The sequence below is a fragment of the Amycolatopsis sp. DG1A-15b genome, from assembly GCF_030285645.1.
GTDB lineage: Bacteria > Actinomycetota > Actinomycetes > Mycobacteriales > Pseudonocardiaceae > Amycolatopsis.
On record NZ_CP127296.1, the window covers coordinates 8,033,501 to 8,054,728 of the forward strand.

General features: G+C 70.7%; 22 protein-coding genes. 19 read left to right on the forward strand and 3 right to left on the reverse strand.

Annotated elements, in window-relative coordinates; genetic code table 11:
• The first annotated feature begins 15 nt into the window (after nucleotides 1–15).
• Entirely contained in the window at nucleotides 16–1,566 is a 1,551-nt protein-coding gene (locus tag QRY02_RS37155) for a glycosyltransferase family 87 protein (RefSeq protein WP_285987436.1), read from the forward strand.
• On the opposite strand, the gene QRY02_RS37160 is transcribed toward QRY02_RS37155, so the two are convergent.
• Nucleotides 1,563–2,336: a deoxyribonuclease IV gene (locus tag QRY02_RS37160; RefSeq protein ID WP_285987437.1), complete on the reverse strand. Its 774-nt coding sequence runs from the start codon at nucleotides 2,334–2,336 to the stop codon at nucleotides 1,563–1,565. The two genes, QRY02_RS37155 and QRY02_RS37160, sit on opposite strands and share 4 nt — an antisense overlap.
• Before the next feature lie 112 nt (nucleotides 2,337–2,448).
• Here QRY02_RS37160 and QRY02_RS37165 point away from each other — a divergent pair, with 112 nt between their 5' ends.
• The 16 genes from QRY02_RS37165 (at nucleotide 2,449) to dnaB (ending at nucleotide 15,692) form a co-directional block, all read left to right on the forward strand.
• On the forward strand, nucleotides 2,449–3,282 hold the full coding sequence (locus QRY02_RS37165; RefSeq protein WP_285987438.1) for a hypothetical protein: 834 nt from the start codon (nucleotides 2,449–2,451) through the stop codon (nucleotides 3,280–3,282).
• A gap of 117 nt (nucleotides 3,283–3,399) precedes the next feature.
• Entirely contained in the window at nucleotides 3,400–4,311 is a 912-nt protein-coding gene (locus QRY02_RS37170) for a hypothetical protein (protein ID WP_285987439.1), read from the forward strand.
• Nucleotides 4,312–4,396: 85 nt separating this feature from the next.
• Nucleotides 4,397–5,293, forward strand: a complete 897-nt coding sequence (locus tag QRY02_RS37175) for a hypothetical protein (protein ID WP_285987440.1) — start codon at nucleotides 4,397–4,399, stop codon at nucleotides 5,291–5,293.
• Between the two features lie 116 nt (nucleotides 5,294–5,409).
• Nucleotides 5,410–5,736 carry a 30S ribosomal protein S6 gene (gene rpsF, locus QRY02_RS37180; RefSeq protein WP_176742059.1) on the forward strand — a complete coding sequence of 109 codons (327 nt, stop codon included), beginning with the start codon at nucleotides 5,410–5,412 and terminating at the stop codon, nucleotides 5,734–5,736.
• A 17-nt stretch (nucleotides 5,737–5,753) separates the two neighbouring features.
• Nucleotides 5,754–6,272 carry a single-stranded DNA-binding protein gene (locus QRY02_RS37185; RefSeq protein WP_285987441.1) on the forward strand — a complete coding sequence of 173 codons (519 nt, stop codon included), beginning with the start codon at nucleotides 5,754–5,756 and terminating at the stop codon, nucleotides 6,270–6,272.
• A 41-nt stretch (nucleotides 6,273–6,313) separates the two neighbouring features.
• On the forward strand, nucleotides 6,314–6,562 hold the full coding sequence (rpsR, locus tag QRY02_RS37190) for a 30S ribosomal protein S18 (RefSeq protein ID WP_003098744.1): 249 nt from the start codon (nucleotides 6,314–6,316) through the stop codon (nucleotides 6,560–6,562).
• A gap of 14 nt (nucleotides 6,563–6,576) precedes the next feature.
• A complete protein-coding gene (rplI, locus tag QRY02_RS37195) occupies nucleotides 6,577–7,038 on the forward strand; it encodes a 50S ribosomal protein L9 (protein WP_093945845.1) in 462 nt (153 codons plus the stop codon).
• 211 nt (nucleotides 7,039–7,249) lie between these two features.
• Nucleotides 7,250–7,618 carry a hypothetical protein gene (locus QRY02_RS37200; protein WP_285987442.1) on the forward strand — a complete coding sequence of 123 codons (369 nt, stop codon included), beginning with the start codon at nucleotides 7,250–7,252 and terminating at the stop codon, nucleotides 7,616–7,618.
• Entirely contained in the window at nucleotides 7,618–8,223 is a 606-nt protein-coding gene (locus tag QRY02_RS37205) for a DUF3558 domain-containing protein (protein ID WP_285987443.1), read from the forward strand. The genes QRY02_RS37200 and QRY02_RS37205 overlap by 1 nt, the downstream gene beginning before the upstream one ends.
• Nucleotides 8,224–8,261: 38 nt before the next feature.
• Nucleotides 8,262–9,608 (forward strand): hypothetical protein, encoded by a 1,347-nt coding sequence (locus QRY02_RS37210; RefSeq protein ID WP_285987444.1) that lies wholly within the window; start codon nucleotides 8,262–8,264, stop codon nucleotides 9,606–9,608.
• 15 nt (nucleotides 9,609–9,623) lie between these two features.
• A complete protein-coding gene (locus QRY02_RS37215; protein WP_285987445.1) occupies nucleotides 9,624–10,421 on the forward strand; it encodes an ESX secretion-associated protein EspG in 798 nt (265 codons plus the stop codon).
• 97 nt (nucleotides 10,422–10,518) lie between these two features.
• Entirely contained in the window at nucleotides 10,519–10,875 is a 357-nt protein-coding gene (locus tag QRY02_RS37220) for a hypothetical protein (RefSeq protein ID WP_285987446.1), read from the forward strand.
• Nucleotides 10,872–11,471: a DUF3558 domain-containing protein gene (locus tag QRY02_RS37225; protein ID WP_285987447.1), complete on the forward strand. Its 600-nt coding sequence runs from the start codon at nucleotides 10,872–10,874 to the stop codon at nucleotides 11,469–11,471. The genes QRY02_RS37220 and QRY02_RS37225 overlap by 4 nt, the downstream gene beginning before the upstream one ends.
• Nucleotide 11,472: 1 nt before the next feature.
• The gene (locus QRY02_RS37230) at nucleotides 11,473–12,861 is read left to right on the forward strand and encodes a hypothetical protein (protein WP_285987448.1); all 1,389 of its coding nucleotides are present in this window, start codon (nucleotides 11,473–11,475) and stop codon (nucleotides 12,859–12,861) included.
• A gap of 115 nt (nucleotides 12,862–12,976) precedes the next feature.
• Complete coding sequence (locus tag QRY02_RS37235) at nucleotides 12,977–13,765, forward strand: ESX secretion-associated protein EspG (protein ID WP_285987449.1); 789 nt, start codon at nucleotides 12,977–12,979, stop codon at nucleotides 13,763–13,765.
• A gap of 517 nt (nucleotides 13,766–14,282) precedes the next feature.
• The gene (gene dnaB / locus QRY02_RS37240; protein WP_103340387.1) at nucleotides 14,283–15,692 is read left to right on the forward strand and encodes a replicative DNA helicase; all 1,410 of its coding nucleotides are present in this window, start codon (nucleotides 14,283–14,285) and stop codon (nucleotides 15,690–15,692) included.
• Here dnaB and QRY02_RS37245 read toward each other — a convergent pair.
• Nucleotides 15,689–16,141: a MarR family winged helix-turn-helix transcriptional regulator gene (locus tag QRY02_RS37245; protein ID WP_285987450.1), complete on the reverse strand. Its 453-nt coding sequence runs from the start codon at nucleotides 16,139–16,141 to the stop codon at nucleotides 15,689–15,691. The two genes, dnaB and QRY02_RS37245, sit on opposite strands and share 4 nt — an antisense overlap.
• Nucleotides 16,142–16,207: 66 nt before the next feature.
• On the opposite strand from QRY02_RS37245, the gene QRY02_RS37250 reads away from it, so the two are divergent.
• Nucleotides 16,208–16,600, forward strand: a complete 393-nt coding sequence (locus QRY02_RS37250) for a helix-turn-helix domain-containing protein (RefSeq protein WP_285987451.1) — start codon at nucleotides 16,208–16,210, stop codon at nucleotides 16,598–16,600.
• A 67-nt stretch (nucleotides 16,601–16,667) separates the two neighbouring features.
• Nucleotides 16,668–17,438 carry a dioxygenase family protein gene (locus QRY02_RS37255; RefSeq protein WP_285987452.1) on the forward strand — a complete coding sequence of 257 codons (771 nt, stop codon included), beginning with the start codon at nucleotides 16,668–16,670 and terminating at the stop codon, nucleotides 17,436–17,438.
• Between the two features lie 230 nt (nucleotides 17,439–17,668).
• Here QRY02_RS37255 and QRY02_RS37260 read toward each other — a convergent pair whose 3' ends face one another.
• Nucleotides 17,669–21,163, reverse strand: coding sequence for a beta strand repeat-containing protein (locus tag QRY02_RS37260; protein ID WP_285987453.1), 3,495 nt, complete (start codon nucleotides 21,161–21,163; stop codon nucleotides 17,669–17,671).
• Between the last annotated feature and the right edge of the window lie 65 nt (nucleotides 21,164–21,228).

The window sequence follows — 21,228 nt, forward strand, 5'->3', positions numbered from 1 at the left end:
GATACGATCCGCCTCGTGCCAGAGGAGACCACGCGGGAGCCGGAACCCGGCCCCGTGACGCTGACCCGGGCGGAACGGGTCGTCCCGAGCTGGAACGAGCCGCTCGCGGCGGCGGTCACCAGGCCACTCGGCGGCCCGCTCGGTGAGCACGCGGCAGTCGGCAGGCACTGGTTCTGGTCGCCGCAGCGCGTCGGGCTGCTGCTGGCCACCCTGGCGCTGATGCTGTGCTGGTTCGGCAAGGGCTCCTGCATCCAGCAGTACCAGGACTCCAGCGGCGCCACCCAGCTCGACTGGCGCGCGGGCCGCCCGTTCGTGGCCATGTGCTACTCCGACATCGTGCCGCTCTACGGCTCCGAGCGGCTCGACCGGCCGGGCACCTTCCCGTACTACACGTCGTGGAAGGAAAGCTCGCAGACCGCCGAGAACAACACCCGGTACATGGAGTACCCGGTGCTCACCGGCCTCTTCCAGTGGGCGAACGCGAAGCTCGCGGCGGGCTGGCTGAACGTCGCCGAGTCCGGCTGGCTGCCCGGTGCGCTGCCGGTGGCGGTCTACTTCGACATCACGGCGTTCTTCCTGGCGGTCGCGTGGCTGGTCACGGTGTGGGCGACCGGCCGGACGGTGAGACGCCGCCCGTGGGACATGGTCCTGGTGGCGATCTCGCCGCTGGTGCTGGTGCACGCGTTCACCAACTTCGACGCGCTCGCGACCGCGTTCACCGCGACCGGCCTGCTCGCCTGGGCGCGCAAGCGCCCCCTGCTCGCCGGGCTCCTGCTCGGCCTCGGCGCGACGGCGAAGCTCTACCCGCTCTTCCTGCTCGGCGTGCTGTTCGCGCTGTGCCTGCGCGCGGGCAAGCTGACGCCGTTCTGGAAGACCGCGAGCGCCGCCGTGGTGACGTGGCTGGCGGTGAACGCGCCGTTCATCCTCACCGCGACCCGCGGCTGGTGGGAGTTCTTCCGGATGAGCACCCTGCGGCCGATGGATCCGGACTCGCTGTACAACGTCTTCTCGTCCACCACCGGCTGGGCCGGGTTCGACGGCGTGCTGCAGAAGAACCAGACGCCGGCGTACCTGAACCTCACGGTGGCCGTGCTGTTCCTGACCTGCTGCGCCGGGATCGCCTACCTCGCGCTGGCCGCGCCACGCCGGCCGCGCGTCGGCCAGCTCGCGTTCCTCGTCGTGGCCGCGTTCCTGCTGACGAACAAGGTGTGGAGCCCGCAGTACTCGCTGTGGCTGGTCCCGCTGGCGGTGCTCGCGATCCCGCGCTGGCGGCTGCTGCTCGGCTGGATGCTGATCGACGCCGTCGTCTGGGTGCCGCGGATGTTCTACTACCTCGGCGTCGACCACAAGGGCCTGCCCGAGGGCTGGTTCCTCGGCACGGTCGTGGTCCGCGACCTCGCCGTCATCGGCCTCTGCGTGCTGGTCGTCCGGGAGATCTACCGCCCGGCCACCGACCTGGTGCGGATGGAGGGCGAGGACGACCCGGCCGGCGGCTTCCTCGACGGCGCCCGGGACGTGATCATCCCGAACGCCACCCGGCGCCGCCGGCGGACCGTGACCGTCTAACCCAGCTGTTCGCGCAGGTAGGCGATGTCGGCGGCCTGCCCGTCGGCCGGGGTCTCGACGACGACCGGGGCACCCGCCTCGCGGGCGACGGCGACCAGCACCTCGGGGTCGATCGTGCCCTCGCCCTTGACGACGTTGGCGTGCCGGTCCCGGGTCGAGCCGAACTCGTCGCGGGAGTTGTTGAGGTGCACCAGGTCGATCCGGCCGGTGATGGCCTTGACCTTCTCGACGGCGGTGGCGAGGTCCCAGCCCGCGGCGAACGCGTGGCAGGTGTCCAGGCAGAACCCGGCGCCGAACTCGCCGACCTTGTCCCACAACCGGGCGATGACGTCGAGGTCGCGGGTCATCGCGTTCTCGCCGCCGGCGGTGTTCTCGATCAGGATCGGGACCTTGAAGCCGCCCTTTTCCTGCTCGCGCTCGAACAGCTTGCGCCAGTTGTCCAGACCGGCCTCGGCGTCGTCGTTCGCGCCGACGTGCCCGCCGTGCACGATCAGGCCCTTCGCGCCGATCGCGGCCGCACCGTCCGCGTGCTGCGTGACGTTCTTCCGGGACGGGATCCGGATCCGGTTGTTCAGCGAAGCCACGTTGATGAGGTACGGCGAGTGGATGAACACCTCGACCGGGTCGGCCTGGATGGCTTCGCCGTGCGGGTGCGGCTTCGGGGCCTTCCAGCCCTGCGGGTCGGAGAGGAAGAACTGGACGACGTCGGCTTTGCGCTCGACGACCGCGGCCAGCGGGTCGTCGTCACGGACATGGGCGCCAATCAGCATGCCGAGCACGCTACTCCCGGGCCCGATTCCGGCCGGTGGGCCCGGTTGGTGACGCTGGTGGAGTACCGTGAGCGCGTTCCGTGATCCAGATCGGTCCGACTGCCGGAGGGGCATGATGGCAAAGCACGTCACCCGGATCACCGCGCTGGGTTTCACGATCGCCGCTTCGGCCGTGCTGGCCGCGCCGGGCGTGGCGAGCGCCGCCCCCAGCCCCACGTTGGGCGGGGACTGCCAGGCCACCCTGCAGCAGGGGAGCGCGAACGGCCTGGTGCTCGACGCCGGCGCCCCGCTGAACGCCCCGAACCAGCTCACCGTCGGCCTCGACTCGAGCTCGCGGAACACGAACGGCTCGGCCCCCCTGCTCACGCTCCCGCTCGGCGACACGGTGAAGGCGCTCGGCATCGGCCGGCTGCCGCTGGTCGGTGACGCCGCGGCGAAGGGCGTCTGCCCGGTCGCGCAGGGCACGGTCAACGCGGTCGGCAACCTGACGCAGGGCGTGGCCGCCGACCTGCCGCCGGGCCCTTCCAAGCCGGCTCCGCCCGCTCCGCCGGGCCCGACCCCGCCGAACCCGAACCCGAACCCGAATCCGAACCCGCCGAGCCCGGGGCCGAACCCGCCGAGCCCGGGGCCGAACCCGCCCGGCTCGAGCATCGGCCCGGTGGTCACCGGGCAGGGCAACGCGGGCCTGCCGGGTGACGCGATCTCGGGCATCTTCACCAACGCCGCCCTGCTGCCGGGCAGCCTGGTGCAGGCGCCGGTGATCGCGCAGATCATCCCCGGCCAGCAGGTCCCGCCGCCGACCGTCGACGCCCAGCGGTCCGGCACGGCGGAGGCCCTGCCGGGTGTCACCCCACCGGCGAAGCTGCCGATGCTGCTCGCGGTGCTGGCCCTGGCGATCGTCGCGGCCGCGCTCGTCCGGGCCTGGATCCGCCGCAGCCCCGCCTGACGCACCGTGACCTCGGCTTCCACCCGAATGCCGGACATTTTTGAGCGAGCGGGCGTCACCCGGCTGCCTTAACGTCGTTGTACTGGTAGGTAGGCGACGAGACCAGGGGCGGCGAGCATGCAGGATCGAACACGGAGGGCTACAGCGGTCGGTGCGGCGGCGGTCGTCCTCGCGGGTTCGGCCGTGCTCGGGCTGCCCGGCACCGCCTCGGCGGACACGATCACGGCCAAGTGCGGTGACACGATCAGCGCCAAGCCCGGAGACACCGTCAAGGCCACGACACCGCTGCTCGGCCTCCCGCTCAACCTCGGCGTCGTCACCGAAGGCACGAAGGTGCTGACCGGGACGATCAACGCCATCCTCGGCACGCTCTGCCAGGTCACCGTGAACGTGGTGAACACCGTCGTCTCGCCGGTGCCGGTGGTCGGCGCGCCCGCGGCGAGCGCCATCAACCAGGGCGTCCAGGGCGTGACCGGCGGCGCCCAGCAGGGCCTCCGCTCGCTCAGCGGCGGCGGTCAGCCCGCGCCGCAGCAACCTGGCGGCACGGGTGGGAACCCGCAGCAGCAGCCACCGGCCCAGGGCGGGTCCGGTGGCGCGCCGCAGCAGGGCGGCACCCCGGCGGGCACCACCCCGATCCCGGACGCGAACAGCCCGCTCCTGCCCGGCTTCGCGAGCACCCCGGTGTTCGGCGGCTTCCCGTTCACCGTCGGCACGGGCTACGCCCCGATGCGCGACTACAGCGGCATCCCGTTCGCGACGGCCGGGCTGTTCACCCCGTCGCCGGCGATCCGGTACGGCAGCCAGATCCCGGGTTACGCCCCGCAGTACGGCCTCACCGGTCCGGACGGCGCGTCGGACCGCAACTCCGGCGTCCAAACCGCCGGCCAGGCCGAAGCGCTACCCTCGGCGTCGGACGGCTTCACCAACGGGTCGGAGTTGCCGCTGCTGATCGCGGTCCTGGCACTTTCCGGAGTCAGTGCGGGACTTGTCCGCACGTGGGTGCTCCGCCGAATGGCCGCTGCGAATTGATCCAACTGCCGAGTATCTTTCACGTATCTCCCTCGTTCATTCTGGTGTTGCCCGGAACGACGCCCCCGTAATTCCCTGGAGGACAGTGCTCGTGCGGAAGATCCCCACCTGGCAGACGACCCGCCGCGCACTGACCGTCACCGCCGTCGCCGCGTTCGTGACCGGCGGCGCGTTCCTCTCCGCGGGCACCGCCTCCGCCGCGACGACCCTCGTCAGCAACAGCTGCACGGGTTCGGTCACCGGGCAGATGGGCGACCAGGTGGCGATCGACGGAGCTTCGGTCAAGGCACTGGTCACCAAGGGTGCCAACGACGCAGGCACCGTCGCGATCGGCAGCTGGGCCGGCGATTCCATCGCCAAGAACCACTCGATCCCGGTGGGCCAGATCCCGAACTCGGCGGGCGGCGAGGCGACCGGCGCCGAGATCGGCAAGGCGGTGCGCACCGCGCTCGCCAACTCCGGCACGTGGGGACTCGGGCTCGACTGGAACAAGACTCTGAACAGCGTGGAGACCACGGTCGCCAAGGGCTGTGGCCTGACGCTGCTCGCCGGCAACTACGTGGCGCCGAGCACGCCCGCCCCGCAGAACGCCGGTACCCCGCAGGGCGGCACCGGCACCACCCCCGGCGGCGCGTCGGGCAACCTCTCGAACCTCAACCCGGGCACCGCCGGCGGCACGGGCGGCAGCGCCCCGATGCGCGACTACAGCGGCATCCCCACGGCGACCGCCGGCACGGCCGTCGCCCCGGGCGTGCGCTACCCGGCGAACGGCACCCTCCCCGGTGACGCGTCCGCCCCGCAGGCGGGCGCGGGCGACCAGAGCGGCCAGGGCGTGGACATCCGCGACGCCGGCAACGCGCAGTCGCTGGCCTCGAACAGCGCGTCGAACGACGTGCAGCTGCCCATGCTGATCGCGGTGATCGTGCTCGCCGGCGTCACCGCCGGGCTCGTCCGCACCTGGGTCCTGCGCCGGGCCGCCTGACCCCCCGAGAAGAGACCCGCTGTCCGGTCTCCTCGATACCCCCAGGTAGCCTTACCTGGACAAACCCTCCTGTCACGGACAGTCCGTGACCGCGAGCCCATAGGAGGTGAGTGGTTGTGTCACGCCATTACGAGGTAATGGTCATCCTGGACCCCACGCTCGACGAGCGCACTGTCGCTCCGACGCTGGACACCTTCCTCAACGTGATCCGCACTTCGGGCGGAAGCGTCGAGAAGGTCGACGTCTGGGGCCGGCGCCGGCTTTCGTACGAGATCAAGAAGCACGCGGAGGGCATCTACGCCCTGCTGGACCTGAACTCGTCCTCGGACGCGGTGAAGGAGCTGGACCGCCAGCTTTCGCTGCAGGAGACCGTGCTCCGCACCAAGGTCATGCGTCGCGAGGTCAAGCGCGCCGCGGCCAAGCCCGCCGCCGCCAAGGCCTGAGCCGAAGGGGAATCCCGATGGCTGGAGACACCGTCATCACGGTGATCGGCAACCTGACGTCCGACCCGGAGCTGCGCTTCACCCCGTCCGGTGCGGCGGTCGCGAACTTCACCGTCGCGTCCACGCCCCGCACGCTCGACAAGCAGTCGGGCGAGTGGAAGGACGGCGAAGCGCTGTTCCTGCGCTGCAACATCTGGCGCCAGGCGGCGGAGAACGTCGCCGAGTCCCTGACCCGCGGCGCCCGCGTCGTCGTGCAGGGCCGCCTGAAGCAGCGGTCGTTCGAGACGAAGGAAGGCGAGAAGCGGACCGTCGTCGAGCTCGAGGTCGACGAGATCGGCCCCTCGCTGCGTTACGCCACGGCCAAGGTCAACAAGGTCAGCCGCGGTGGCGGCGGCGGCGGTGACTTCGGCGGCGGCGGCGGTGGCGGTGGAAACCGCGGTGGCGGCGGCGGAATGCCGGCCGACGACCCGTGGGGTTCCGCCCCAGCCGCCAGCAGTGGTGGTGGCGGCGGCTTCTCGGACGAGCCTCCCTTCTGATCTCGTACACATCCACAGATTTGAATTTCCAGGAGTAGACAGTGGCCAAGCCACCCATTCGCAAGCCCAAGAAGAAGGTCTGCGTGTTCTGCAAGGCCGAGAAGAAGGGCCGCCCGGAACTGATCGACTACAAGGACACCAACCTGCTGCGGAAGTACATCTCCGACCGCGGCAAGATCCGTGCCCGTCGCGTCACCGGCAACTGCAGCCAGCACCAGCGTGACATCGCCATCGCGGTCAAGAACTCCCGCGAGATGGCGCTGCTGCCCTACACCTCGACCGCGCGCTAAGGGAGGGCACTGACATGGCGAAGATCATTCTCACCACGGACGTGGCCAACCTGGGCGGCCCCGGCGACATCGTCGAGGTCAAGGACGGCTACGCGCGCAACTACCTGCTCCCGCGGGGCTACGCGATCGCGGCCTCCAAGGGCGCGGAGAAGAACGTGCGCACCATCCAGCGCGCGCAGGAGAGCCGTCGCATCCGCGACCTCGACCACGCCAAGGAGATCAAGGCGACGCTGGAGGGCCTCGGCGCCATCCAGCTCACCGGCAAGGCGGCCGAGGGCTCGAAGAAGCTCTTCGGCTCGATCACCTCGGCCGAGATCGTCGACGCGATCAAGGCGGCCGGTGGCCCGCTCCTCGACAAGCGCGTCATCGAGCTGCGCGACCACATCAAGACCGTGGGCAAGCACTCGGTCGGCGCCCGGCTCCACCCGGACGTCAAGGTCGAGGTGCGGCTCGAGGTCAAGGCCGTCGCGCAGTAAGGCGACGACAGCAAGATCCGGCTGTTCCACAGGCGGGGCGTCCCACACCGGGACGCCCCGCCTGTTTCATTTCTCGCCGGAAATAACCCGATCGGGGTAATCCGTGCCCGAGAATTGTCATCTTTTTCGGCACAATGAATCGGGTGGGTTGCGTTAAAATCCTGCCTGAACTCGGCGAAACGAGCAGCGGAAACGCAACGCAGGGGGGCTGATGAGCGAAGTACCACCGGCCGCGCCGATCCAGGTCGGCAGCGGAGGTAGTCCCGGCGGCTACAAGTTCGAGCCCGGCCAGGTCGACGCCGTGCTCAAGCAGTGGCAGGACCTCTACGAGGAACTCCAGAAGGACATCAGCCACGCGCAGAAGATCGCCCGGGTCGAGCCGCCAGGTTCGGAGTTCGCCAGCCGGCACTTTGTCGACTCCGGCGCCAAGCACTCCGGCGACACACTCCTCGATCAGCACAAGTGGATGAAGAACTACGTGCTGAACTACATCCACGCACTCGAGGAAGCGTCGGGCAAGATCCAGCAGGGCGAGCAACTCGCAACCGATGCGGTCAGCAGCCAGAAACCGGTTCTCTAGTGCGCATCTTCAAGATCACTCGGTTCACCGCAGGCGCCTTCGCCGCCCTCGCACTGCTCACCGCTTGCACCGGCAAGACGGGCCCCGGGACCACCAGCGGCTCGGCCTCACCCGTATCGACCGGCGAAGCCACAGACAACGGCGCTCCTAAGGTGCCCGCCCCCCTCGACGCCGACGGCATCCTCGCCGACCCCTGCAGCGCGCTGTCGGCCGCGCAGCAGGATGACATCGGCATGGTCAAACCCGGCTCGGCGGAACAGGGTCCCACCGGACCGGAGTGCCGGTGGAAATCGACCGCCTCGCCCCTCAACTCGGCGGAAGTAAGCCCGTTCACAGCGAACAAGAACGGGCTCTCCGACATCTACGCGCAGAAGGCAAGCAGCGCCTATTTCGAGCCGCTCACGATCGCGGGCTACCCAGCCGTTTCGACCAACGTCTCGGACCTGCGCTCCGACGGCGACTGCCCGCTCTGGGTCGGGGTCAGCGACCAGCTCGTCGTCGTAGTCACCGCCCAGCTCGGCGAGGGGAAGAACAGGGCCACGCCCTGTGTGGTGGCCCAGAGAGTCGCCGAAGCGATGATCCAGCATCTCAAGGAAGCGGCTTGAGAGCCGTGGCACCGAGCGCTTGAGGAGGGTGGGACACCGTGGGGAATACAGCCAACTCTGTCGGCAAGGGACTCAAGGGCGCCGCCGCCGGGGCCGTGGCCGGGTCGGTCGTGCCCGTGGTGGGGACCGCGGCCGGCGCGGTGGTGGGCGGTCTCGTCGGCCTGTTCAGCGGGGGCCCGGACGCCCGGCACGCCGAGGCGGACATCGGCGGTCAGTCGATCGACGCCCGGGCGATCTGGGAACAGATCAGCCCGGGCAACACCCATTCGCTGGACGAAGGTTCCGGCGCCGCCCAAGCCCTTCAAGAAGTCCACGCGGCCCGGTCCCGGCAGATCGACGCGCTCAACAAGACGATGGACGCCGCCTGGCAGGGCGGTGGCGCGTCGGCCGCACAGGCCGGTGCCCACCCGCTGGCCATCTGGCTCGACTCGTCGGCGAACAACCTGCAGCAGAGCCACACGTACCTCACCAACCAGGCGGAGTCGTTCCACACCGTCAAGGGCAAGGTGCAGGAGATCGCGAAGAAGCCGCCGTCGGCCGGGTTCCTGGACGGGCTCAACCCGTTCAGCGACAAGGACGACGAGATCAACAAGTACAACGACCAGGGCAGGACGAACGTCGCCGCGTTCGCCGCCTACTACCAGGCGAGTGTGCAGAACGCCGGCGGCATGCCGCAGTACCAGGCCTGGGAGGGCAACAACCTCTCCGAGCCCGGCGGTGGCGGGCACTTCGGCAGCGGGGGCGGCGGAAGCTTCGGCGGCGGCGCTGGTGGTGGCCGCGCTGGTGATGGTGGCGGTGGCTCCTTCGGGAGCGGTGGCGCGGGCACCGGTTCGTTCACCCGGCCCACGACCGAGCCGCCGCGGTTCGACGCCACCCCGCCGGGCTCCCCACCGCCGGGCACCACGCCGCCGGGCGGCAACCACCCCGCACCGGACTTCCCCGGTTCCGGACCGGGCCGGTTCGGCGACGGGACGAACTCGGCCGGGTACCTCGCGCCGGACTCCGCCGCGAGCGGGTTTGGCCCCGTCGGCGGCGGGTTCGGCCCCGTCGGCAGCGGTGGCTTCGGTCCGGGCGGCGGCAGTGCCGGCAGTGCCGGCAGTGCTGACGCCGGCGGGTTCGCGGGCGGGTTCGGTCCGGGCGCGGGCGCCCTCTCCGGAACCGGCGAGCCCGGGACCGGTGGCGGTCCCCGGGGCGCCGGTGGCGCGGCGGGCGTCCGGGCCGGTGCGACCGGCGCCGGTGGGATGGGCGGCATGGGGCACGGCGCCGGCAAGGGCGGAAAGGGCGCCGAAGACGAGGAGCACACCAGCAAGTACCTCATCGCCGAGGACCCGAACGAGCTCTTCGGCTCGGACACGCTGACCGCTCCGCCGGTCATCGGCGAATGACCCCGAGGGACGCTCGTGCTCGACCAGCCCACCAGATTCACCATCCCGACGCTGCTCAACCTGATCAAGCGCCGTGGCGGTGAAGCACACCAGACCTTTTCCGAGACGCCGACCTTCTACGACGAGACCGCCGAGCGCGCGCTGGACCAGCAGGTCGACGCAGCGCTGACCCAGTCGGGCCTCTTGGGGCCCCGGGGAATGGACCCCGACCTGCTCGCCCTGCTCGAGTCGCTGTCGCAACCGCAGCTGGAGTTCTACGGCTGGTTCGACGGGCAGTTCGAGGACGACAGCCCACCGAAGTTCTCCGCGTTCTCCGGCAGCGGCAACGGCGGCGGCTTCGTGCTCATCCGGGTCAGCGGTGAGGACACCGTGGTCCTGCAGCGGCAGCGGGCCGACCGGACCCTGCCGACGTTCCTCGAACTGATCCCGGCGGGTGATCCGGCCGCCGGCCAGCCACTCATCACCAGCAAGAGCGAGTTCGACAGCGGCCGGGCCACCACGGCCGGGGACGTCCCGCAGACCATCCTGCAGAAGCCGCCGGCGCGCGGCGAACCGCTGTCGCCGCTCAAGGAGATGAAGCGGATCATCGGCCTGCCGAGGACCGGGGCGGGAACGTTGTACGTCGCGGGCCGCCGGGGGCCCGGCACCCAGCGGCGGCGCTGCCCACGGCCGATCAACTTCATCGACACCGCCGAGGGCCGCTGGCTGATGGAGGAACGGCCCGGCCGCGGGGACTCGCTCGTCGTGTTCACTCCCGGCACGCCCCGGGCGATCGGTGAGCGGCTGCGCAACGCCCAGAGCGCGCTGAACTGAGGTGACCGGCGACCCGCCTTTACGCTTTTCGGGGAACCTCGGACACCTCGGCGGCGTCGGAGGAGAATGGGCGGGGACGCGAAGGGGATGGATCGGGATGGGTAACGAGGTCAACATGTCCGCGCCGGCCGGTGGTGGCGGCGGCTTCACGTTCGACGCCGACAAGATCGACGGCGTCATCAAGAAGTGGCAGGACCTGCAGGCCGACCTGAAGCGCGACTACGACGACGCCAACCTGATGGCGAACGTGAAGGCGCCCGGCAAGGAGTTCGCGAGCGGCGACTGGGAGAAGCTCGCGAACCCGTCCGGCAAGGCGTTCCTCGAGCAGAACCAGAAGATGCAGGACTACGTCAAGAACTACATCGACGCGCTCACCGCCGCGAAGCAGAAGATCACCACCAAGGAGTCGGACGCCTACACCGACCTTTCGAAGACGGGGAACCAGGCCACGTGAACCGACGACTCATCGCCGTCCCGGCGCTGGCCTTCGCCGTGCTCGCCGTCGCCGGCTGCGCCGGCAAGACCCGGGGCACCGCCAACCCGGCGCCGTCCACCGCCGAATCGAGCAGTGAGACCACCCGGTCCACCGCCGACACCGCGCCGAGGGTGCCGCGGCCGCTGGACACCGCGTCGATCACGTCGGACGCCTGCGCCACGATCGACGCTTCCGGTCGCTCGACGCTGGCCCTGGGCGAGGGCACCCCGCGTACCACGAGCAACGGCCCGAGCTGCACGTTCCAGGAAGCCGCTGACCCGGGCAACCAGATCGACGTCACGACGGTGACGGCGAACAAGAACGGGCTGCAGGACGTCTACGACACCAAGGCCAACGACGCCTACTTCGGCGAGTCCCAGGCCTACGGGTACCCGTCCGTCTACGCCGCGGCGGTGGACGGGCGCAGGAGCGGCAAGTGCGGTCTGTTCGTCGGGGTGACCGACCAGCTGGCGGTCAACATCCTGGTGCAGTACGACCACGGCGCCGGGGCGTCGGACCCGTGCTCGGTGGCGCAGAAGTTCGGCGAAGCGATGATCCACGCCTTGGGAGGCTGAGATGCTGGAACTGGTGCTCCTGGGCGGCTTCGCCGCCTACAACCTGGCCACCACGCATTCGGACGACCACACGTCGGTGCAGGGCGACCGCAAGATCGACTGCTACGACATCTGGGAGAAGATCACCACCGGTCCCGGCGCCGGTTCGATCGAGAACGGGCAGTCGGCGGCGAGCCGGCTGAAGGGCGCCTACTCCGAACGCCTCGGCACCATCGACGCGCTGGCCAAGGAGATGGACGCGGCCTGGACGGGCGGCGGCGCCGAAGCGGCGCAGAACGCCGGCGCGCACCCGCTGCGGGTGTGGATGGAGGACTCCGGCACCAAGCTCACCGACTCCGACAAGTACCTCGGTGAACAGCACAACGCCTTCACCACGGTGCACGCGCAGGTGCAGCAGGTGCCGAAGGACCCGCCGAAGAACAACCTGCTCAACGCGGTGACGCCGTGGACGACCGACACCGACCGGGCGATCCGCGACTACAACGCCAAGGGCCAGGCCAACGTCGACGCCTTCAACACCTACTACAAGGCGAGCAACGACAACGGCCAGAAGATGCCGACGTACTCGGCGCTCCAGGGCCAGCAGGAGAACGTCAACGTCGACGGCGGCAAGGACGGCAAGAAGAAGCCGGGTGGCAAGGACGGCAACGGCTCGGGAGACGGCAACGGGACCGGCACCGGCACTGGCACCGGGACCGGGACCGGCACGGGACCCGGCGGCGTGAACATGCCCGGCCCGGGTGGCGTCCCGTCGTTCCCCGGCCAGCCGAACACCCCTGGTGGCAGCTTCGACCCGTCGAAGGTGCCGGGCTTCGACGACCGCTCCAACACGCCGAACTTCGACCCCTCGAAGATCCCCGGCGGGAACTACGACCCGTCCCGGCTCCCCGGGGGCAGCAACTACACCCCGCCGAACTTCAGCGACGGCACCCACTCGTCGGGGTTCACGCCGCCGAAGATCCCCGGGGCCGGCGGCTTCGGCCCCGGCGGCTCGGGCGGAGCGGGTGACTTCTCCATCCCCGGCGGTGGCTTCGGGCCCGGCGGCTCGGGCGGCATCGGCGACCCGGCGGCGGGCTTCGGACCGGGCGGCGGTGGCTTCGGGCCGGGCGGCGGCTTCGGCCCCGGCAGTTCGACCGGTGCCATGCCCGGTGGCGCGGACGCGGCCGGCGCCGGGCGGGGCGGCGCGGGTGCCGGCGGGGCGACGGGCGGCGCGGCGGCAGGTCGCGGCGGCGCCTCCGGGATGGGTGGCATGGGCGGCATGCACCCCGGCGGCGCCAAGGGCCAGGGCGGCGGCGACGAGGAACGCACGTCGAAGTACCTGCTCGGCGACGACCCGAACGACATCTTCGGGACCGACGAGCTGACCGCGCCGCCGGTCATCGGCGAGTAGCGCACGCGGGACCACCGGGTGCGTGCCAAGATGGGCGCGCCCGGCGGTTTCCGTGATCACCGGGTTCATCGAGTTCGATCTTCACTGTGTCCGATTCTTACTGGGGGAAAGAGCGGTGCTGGACAGGCAGGTCACCATCACGACCGGCACCCTGATCAACCTGATCCGGCGCCGGGGCGGCGAGCCGCACACGGTGCTGTCCGAGACACCGACCTGGTACAGCGACGAGGCCCAGCGCGCCGAAGACGAGCGGACCAACGCCGAGCTCGCCAAGGCCGGGCTGTTCGGCCCGCGCGGCATGCACCCGGGGTTCGTCGCGACGATCGAAGCGATCGCCCGGCCGCAGCTGGAGTACTACGGCTGGGTCGACGGCGGGTTCCAGGGCAAGCCGGTGAGCTACCGGCTGCTCGCCGGCAGCGCGGGAGGCGAGGCGTTCGTGCTGGCCAAGCACGAGGAGCTGGACGTCGTCGTGCTGGAGTCGTCCAGGCCGGGCGAGCTGCTCGACGACTTCCTCGGCCAGATCCCGAAGCTGGCACCGGGCCGCGGAACCCCGATCGCCGTGCCGAAGAGCCAGATCGAGGGGACCGCCCGCGGCGACGACGGTGGGTTCGCGGTGCTCCGCAACGACCGCCCGGCCGAGGGTTCGCAGGAGGTCGAAGAGCTTCGCCGGATCCTCGCGCTGCGCCGGATGGGGAGCGGCAGCCTCTACGTCGCAGCCCGTAGCCGCACCGGCGCGCGGCACCGGATCGAACACCCGGTGAACTACATCGATACGTCGGAAGGCCGGTGGCTGACCGAGGAGATTCCGGGACGGGGCGAGAACCGGATCGCCTTCACCCCGGCCGACCAGCGCGTTCTCGCCGACCGGTTACGCAGCGCACAGGGCCGGCTCACCGCGGCCTGACCGGCACGGCGTTCAGCCCACCGGGTAACGCGTCAACCCTCTGTGATATTCATCCACAGGCCGTGTGGGTCAATGGGTTCGAACTGGTCCACGACACGCCGAAGAACGGACTTCCCGCGACACGCCGGGCGAGTTTCCCGCAAGTTCTCCACACCTTGTACACAGTCGTTGACCTGCGGATTTTCCAAAGGCGATCACGCTTGTCCCCAACTTGTCCACAGCTCTCGCGGTACCTGTGATTGGTTACCCCCGTTCATCCCCAGGTTGTCCACAGAAGGGTCCCCACCCTGAATTGCCATCGGCCTTCCGGGGGATCTAGCGTGCCCGCTCGGGCCTGTACTCACGGTGGCGCTCCGCGTGTCTGCGGCAGCCGGCCGGCGTTGTCGCCGATCATCGGGGGACGAGGTCCGGCGAACGACCGGTGGACCAAAGGCATGGGCGCCAGCCACGTGCTTCGAGAGCGAAGATCCGGCATACTCGAACGGGTGTTCGACACAATGAGGAGGTGTCCGGGGCGGTGGCGCTGACCGACGACCGCAGTCCGATGTACGCGGAGTCCGACCCGGGCCCGAGCGATCCCGGTCCCGGCGGTGGCGCGTTCGACCGCCAGCCGCCGCAGGACATCGCGGCCGAGCAGTCCGTGCTCGGCGGGATGCTGCTGTCCAAGGACGCGGTCGCCGACGTCATCGAGGCGCTCGGCCCCGACGACTTCTACAAGCCCGCGCACCAGGCGATCTACGACTGCATCCTCGACCTCTACGGCCGCGGCGAGCCCGCCGACCCGATCACCATCTCGGCGGAGCTGGAGCGGCGCGGGGAGCTGGGCCGCGTCGGCGGCGCGCCGTACCTGCACACGCTGATCGCGACGGTGCCGACGGCGGCGAACGCCGGCTACTACGCGGAGATCGTCTCGGAGAAGGCGGTGCTGCGCCGCCTGGTCGAGGCGGGCACCCGGATCGTGCAGTACGGCTACGGCGCGGCCGCGGCCGACGGCGCGAACATCGACGAGGTGGTCGACCGCGCGCAGGCCGCGATCTACGACGTCACCGAGCGCCGGACCAGCGAGGACTACGTCGCGCTGGAAGAGCTGCTGCAGCCGACGATGGACGAGATCGACGCGATCGCCTCGCGCGGCGGCCAGTCGCAGGGCATCCCGACCGGGTTCACCGACTTCGACGAGCTGACCAACGGGCTGCACCCGGGTCAGATGATCATCGTCGCCGCCCGTCCCGGTGTCGGCAAGTCGACACTGGGCCTGGACTTCGCGCGCTCGGCGTCGATCCGGCACGGCCTGACCAGCGTCATCTTCTCGCTGGAAATGAGCCGGACCGAGATCGTCATGCGCATGCTGTCGGCCGAGGCCAAGATCCGCCTCGCCGACATGCGCGGCGGCAAGATGTCCGACGACGACTGGACGCGGCTGGCCCGGCGGATGAGTGAGGTTTCCGAAGCGCCGCTGTTCGTCGACGACTCGCCGAACATGACGATGATGGAGATCCGCGCGAAGGCGCGCCGGTTGAAGCAGCGCAACGACCTGAAGCTCGTCGTCCTCGACTACCTCCAGCTGATGACGTCCGGCAAGCGCGTCGAGTCGCGGCAGCAGGAAGTCTCGGAGTTCTCGCGGCAGATGAAGCTGCTGGCGAAGGAGATCGAGGTCCCGGTGATCGCGATCAGCCAGCTGAACCGTGGTCCGGAGCAGCGGACGGACAAGCGCCCGATGCTGTCCGACCTGCGTGAGTCCGGCTCACTGGAGCAGGACGCCGACCTCGTCATCCTGGTCAACCGCCCGGACGCCTGGGAGCGGGACGACCCGCGCGCGGGTGAGGCGGACCTGATCATCGCGAAGCACCGCGCCGGCCCGACGGCGACGATCACCGTCGCCCACCAGCTGCACTACAGCCGCTTCGTCGACCTTTCGCACGACTAACCGAGGGCGCCGTACCCGCGGACGAAAGCCGTGAGGAGCCGGCCGAACGTCTCGCGGTCCTCCTCCGGCCAGTCCGCCATGACCTCCGCGAACACCCCGCGGCGGAAGGCGTGCAGCTCGTCGAGGTGCGCCTGGCCGGCTTCGGTCGGCACGAGCACTGCACGCCGTCCGTCGCGCTGATCGGCTTCGCGGCGAAGCAAGCCCTGCTCGACCGCGCGCGCCACGAGCCTGCTGGCGCGTGGCTGGTCGACGCCCATCGCCGCGCTCAAGGCCGTCACCGTACTGGGCTCCCCGCGTTCGGCGAGCTCTTCGACGACGTCGAGCAGCTCGAACACCGGGTCGTGCGCGCCGCGGCCTCTCGCCTTGCCGATCCGGCTGAGAGCTCGCCGCTGCTGGCTGCGGCGGATCGCGATCATGGCGCGCTCGACGTCGGCCACGGCGTCGGTCATGGTTGCTCCACCTCCGAACTACATGTACTTTTACATGTAGTTGCTCACTGACATATCGGAGTCCTCATGAAACCCCTCGGCTGGTGGCTTCGCCACCTCCACGAGCTTCTCGAATCCTCCATGGCCCAGTCCCTCGACGCGGAGTCACTGACTCGCCGGCACTGGCAGGTACTCAACACGATCGCCCTCGGCGCCCGCACGCCGGAGCAGGTCGACACGGCGATGGCGCCGTTCGTCACCGGCGAGGGTTCGATGGCACCGAAGGTGGCCGACCTGCGCGCCCGCGGCTGGGTCGGCGAGGACGGCACCTTGACCGCCGACGGCCGCGAAGCCCACGCCCGCGTCGAAGAGCGCATCAAGGAGTTCCGCGCGAAAGCCGTCGAGGGCATCAGCGACGACGACTACCGCACCACGCTGCGAACACTGGAACGGTGCGCCGCGAACCTCGAAGCCGCCTGAGGAATATCCCAGGTCGCGGCGGCGTCGAACACTCTAGTAGTTGAACTTTCAAGCACTGGAGCGCTCGATGACCCGCACCCCGGTTCTCTACCTCAGCCACGGCGCCCCGCCGCTCGCCGACGACACGACGTGGACCCGCCAGCTCGCCGGCTGGTCCGCCGACCTCCCGAAGCCCCGCGCGATCCTGGTCGTGTCGGCGCACTGGGAGGAAGCGCCGCTGACCATCGGGGCGACGACGACCGTGCCGCTCGTGTACGACTTCTGGGGCTTCCCCGAGCGCTACTACCAGGTGAAGTACGCGGCTCCCGGCGCGCCGGAGCTGGCGGCGAAGGTCCGGAAGCTGCTTCGCTCGACGGAGACACCAGTGCACGACGCCCCGGAGCGCGGCCTCGACCACGGCGCCTACGTGCCGTTGGTCGAGATGTACCCGGACGCCGACATCCCGGTGCTGCAGGTCTCGATGCCTTCGCTCGACCCGCGGGAGCTGTTCGACCTCGGCCGCAAGCTCGCGCCGTTGCGCGACGAAGGCGTGCTGATCATCGGCAGCGGCTTCTTCACCCACAACCTGAGCGGCATGGCCCGGGCCACCGATGGGACGCCGCCGGCGTGGTCGGCCGAGTTCGACCACTGGGGTGCCGAGGTCCTGCGCAGCGGTGACGTCGACACGCTGCTGGACTTCCGGCACAAGGCGCCGGCGGCGACGCTCGCGCACCCGCGGATCGAGCACTTCGCGCCGCTGTTCGTCTCCCTCGGCGCCACCTCGGACGAGGGGTCCGGCCGCACGGTGATCGACGGCTTCTGGCACGGCCTGGCGAAGCGTTCGCTCCAGTTCTCCTGACCGGCCCGCAAGACGCGAACGAGCCCCAGGAGCCGTGCTGGCTCCTGGGGCTCGTCGTCTCCAGGGAAGGAGCGCTATTCGGTTTGCGGGAGGCCCGCGTCCGCAGTCCGTCACCGGAGCGCTCCGTGCGAGGTTGCCCTCGCGGCGCGGTGGAACGCCCGGCGGCGTGACAGCGGGGATCGTGGGCCGGCGGGCGCCCCGGTTCCGGAGAACCCGCCGGCTTCACCGCACTACTTGCGCTTGACCAGGCCCATCAGCTTCGCGAGGAAGCCGGTGGAGTCCAGCCCCGACATCGCCGGCACCTGCGGGGTGCTGTCCAGCACCGGCAGCTTGGCGTTCACCGGCAGAGCCGGGACCGCCGGCAGAGCCGGGACCGCCGGGACCGCCGGCAGAGCCGTCGGCAGCGCGGTCGGCAGGGCGACCGGCAGGGCCGGGGCCGCGACGGGCAGGCCGGTGGCCGGCACGTCCGCACGCTCGGTGCCGTGGCCCGCGAGCGAGCTCAGCGACGACAGACCGTTCACCGTGGGCAGCGCGGTGGGCAGCGCCGGCAGGGCCGGCTTCGGCAGGGCCGACTTCGGCAGCGCCGGAACGCCACCGAGGGCCGGCAGCGCCACGGGCAGACCGGCAGCCGGCACGTCCGCACGCTCGGTGCCGTGGCCCCCGAGGGAACCCAGCGACGACAGACCGTTCACCGGCAGCGCCACGGGCAGGCCGGCAGCCGGCACGTCCGCACGCTCGGTGCCGTGGCCCCCGAGGGAGCCCAGCGACGACAGGCCGTTCACCGGCAGCGCCGAAGCGGTCGGCAGCGCCGGAGCCGGCAGGTGCGCCAGACCCGAGGCACCCGACAGCGGGCTGGTCACCGGCGGCACGTCGGCGCGCTCGATGGTCAGCGGAGCCGCGACCGGCAGCGCGGGCAGGCCCTGGGTGGGCAGCCCGGCGGCCGGCAGGTTGCCGGCGAGCGCGGCCACCGCGGGCAGCGCCCGCACGGGCAGACCCTGGGTGGGCAGGCCCTGGGTGGACAGGTTGCTCGTCTGCAGCAGGCCGGTCAGCCCGTCGACCGACGGCAGTCCGCCGAGCAGGCCGGCGATCGGCAGCTTGCCGGACAGGCCGTCCACCGACGGCAGGCCGCCCTGGGTGGGCAGGCCGCTGCGGAACGCGGCCAGCGACGGCAGCTCGTCGGCCGCCAGCTCCGAGCCCTCGGCCGGGAACGCGATGGGGTCCGCGGTCTCGTCGTCGATGCTCGTCGCGTCCGTCGCGTAGGCGTTGGCGACCCCGAGCAGCTCGAGGGGCACGCCGAAGATCTGCACCGGGAGCGCGAACGCGTGGTACAGGTTGAGGCCCGACAGGCTGGACTGGTCGCCCGCGGTGACGGACTTGCCGCCGTTCTCCGTGGTCAGCGTGTTCTCGCCGAGGGCGTGCGCCACGCCGCCCACGGTCACCGCGTCGCCGAACAGCTGCGCGATCGCGGTCACCGGCAGGTCGAGGATGTTGCCCGAGATCGCGCCTTCGACACCGGAGGTGGTGTCGTCGCCCGCGTTCTCGACCTCGGTCATGTTGATGCCGGCGCTCTTGGCGACACCCGCCACGCTGACGGCGTCACCGAAGACCTGCGCCACCGCCAGCGGGTCCACGCCGACGATGTTGCCGGCCACGCTGCCGCGGTTGCCGTTGGTGGTGGCGTTGCCGCCCGCCTGCGACGCGACGTCGTTGGTGCCCGCGCCGGTGCCCAGGGCGGCCGCCGCGATCCCGTCGCTGAAGACCGTGCCGGCGCCCGCGATCGGGGCCTTCACGATGTTGCCGGTCAGCGCACCGTCGCGGCCGTCGGTCAGGGCGTTGCCGCCCGCCTTCGCGTCGGTGATGTTGTCGTTCTCACCGGTGCCGATGCCGGCGAGCGCGCCACCGACGCCCATCGCCTGCACGGGCAGCGCGACCGGGGCCTCGATGATGTTGCCCGCGGCGGCGCCGGCCGGGCCGGCCGCCTTGAGGTCGCCGCCCGCGATCGACGTCGTGTCGGTCGAGCCCTTGCCGTGGCCCTGGCCGATGAGGGCGCCACCGATGTTGGCGGCCTGCACCGGGGTCGACAGCGGAACCGCGCCCAGGTTGGAGCTCAGGAAGCCGTTGTCGTCGTCGGTGTTGCCACCGCCGCCGCCGTGGACGACCTTGGTCTCGTCGGCCGCGCCGGAGCCCTGGCCGATGAACGAACCACCGATGCCGAAGACCTCGGCGGGCAGGGCGACCGGCACCTGGACGAGGTTGCCCGAACCGGACGAGTTGTTGCCCAGCGTGCCGTCGTACCCGCCGGCGGTGACCTTCTTGTCCTCGGTCGCCGCGCCGGTCGCGTTGCCGATGTGGCTGCCGCCGATACCGAAGACCTCGGGCGCGCCCGCGGCCTGGGTGTTGACGGTGTTGCCGCCGAGGACGGCGCCGTTGCCCCGGGTGTAGCTGCCGTCGCCCGCGTCGGCGTCGGTCGTGTTGTCGTGCACGGCGTTCGCCTGGCCGATGTAGGTGCCACCGATGCCGAAGGCCTCGACCGGCAGCGCGATCGCCGGGTTCAGGACGTTGCCCGACCCGCTTGAGTTGTCACCGGCGGTCGTGACCAAGCCACCCGAGTCGGCAGAGCTGGAGGAGCTGCCGGCTTCGGGAAGTCCCGCCGAGGCGTTGCCGATCCACGAGCCCGCGACACCCGCGACGTTCGCGATCGGGGACAGCGCGGCCGCCCCGGCGTTGCCGGACAGGAACGAGTCGTTGCCGCTGGTCGCGAGGTAGGTCGGGGAGCCGCCGCGGACCATGCGGTCGGCCCCGGCCACGGCGTCGGCGGAGGTGTTGCAGCCGTCGGAGTTCGACAGCGAGCCCCACACCGCACCGGAGTTGCAGTTGAACTTGACCGGCAGGGCGATCGGCGCACCGACCACGTTGCCCGACCCGGAGGCCCGGTTGCCGGAGCTCAGCAGCGAGCCGCCGGATGCGGCGACGGTGTCGGCGGAGTAGCCGTGGCTCTGCCCGTTGCCGAGCAGGTAGGACGCGGCGTTGCCGGTCACCTGCACCGGGGTGGCGAACTGGCCCGCCACCACGTTGCCGGAGAGCGAGGAGCCGTCGCCGTTGGTGGCGACGTCCCCGGTCTCGGTGGTGCTCTGGCTGGCCGACCCACCGATCACGCGGCCGGTGCCGCCTGCGACGCCGCCGCCGTTCCCGGCGATCTGGACGGGAAGCGCCCAGTCGAGGACCACGGCGTTGCCCGCGATGCTGGAGTCCCGGCCCGTCGTCTTGACGTCCTGGTCGTGGCTCCAGGTCTGCGAGTGGTCGGTGCCCGCGACGTTCGCGTCGCCGATCACGCCGATCGCGTTGTCGACGATCTGGATCGGGACGACGAGGTCGCCCGTGACCTTGTTGCCCTTGAGGTTGTTGTGGCTCGGGGTGAACTTGCCGCCCAGGGTGCTTTCGCTGATCGGGCTGGCTTCGTTGAACTGCTTCGCAGCCTCGCTCGCGGCCTTGGTGGCCGGCTTGGTGCTCAGCTCCGTCTGCCCGGCGGGCAGGTCCAGCTGGCCGAAGGGGATACCGACCGCGTTGTTGGCTTCCTGGATCGGAGCCGTGACGTTCAGGTCGAGCGGTGAGGCAGGGGTGTCAGGGTTGACGTTTTCGTCAGCCGAGGCGATGCCGGTGCCCAGCATCAGCAACCCACCCGTGACAAATGCGGTCTGGAGTCCGCGCTTTGCCCACGTCTGCATGGGGTTTTTCTCCTTTATTTCGGGTTCCCTTGCGGGTTCATGGGTGTGCGCTCGTCGAAAAGGGG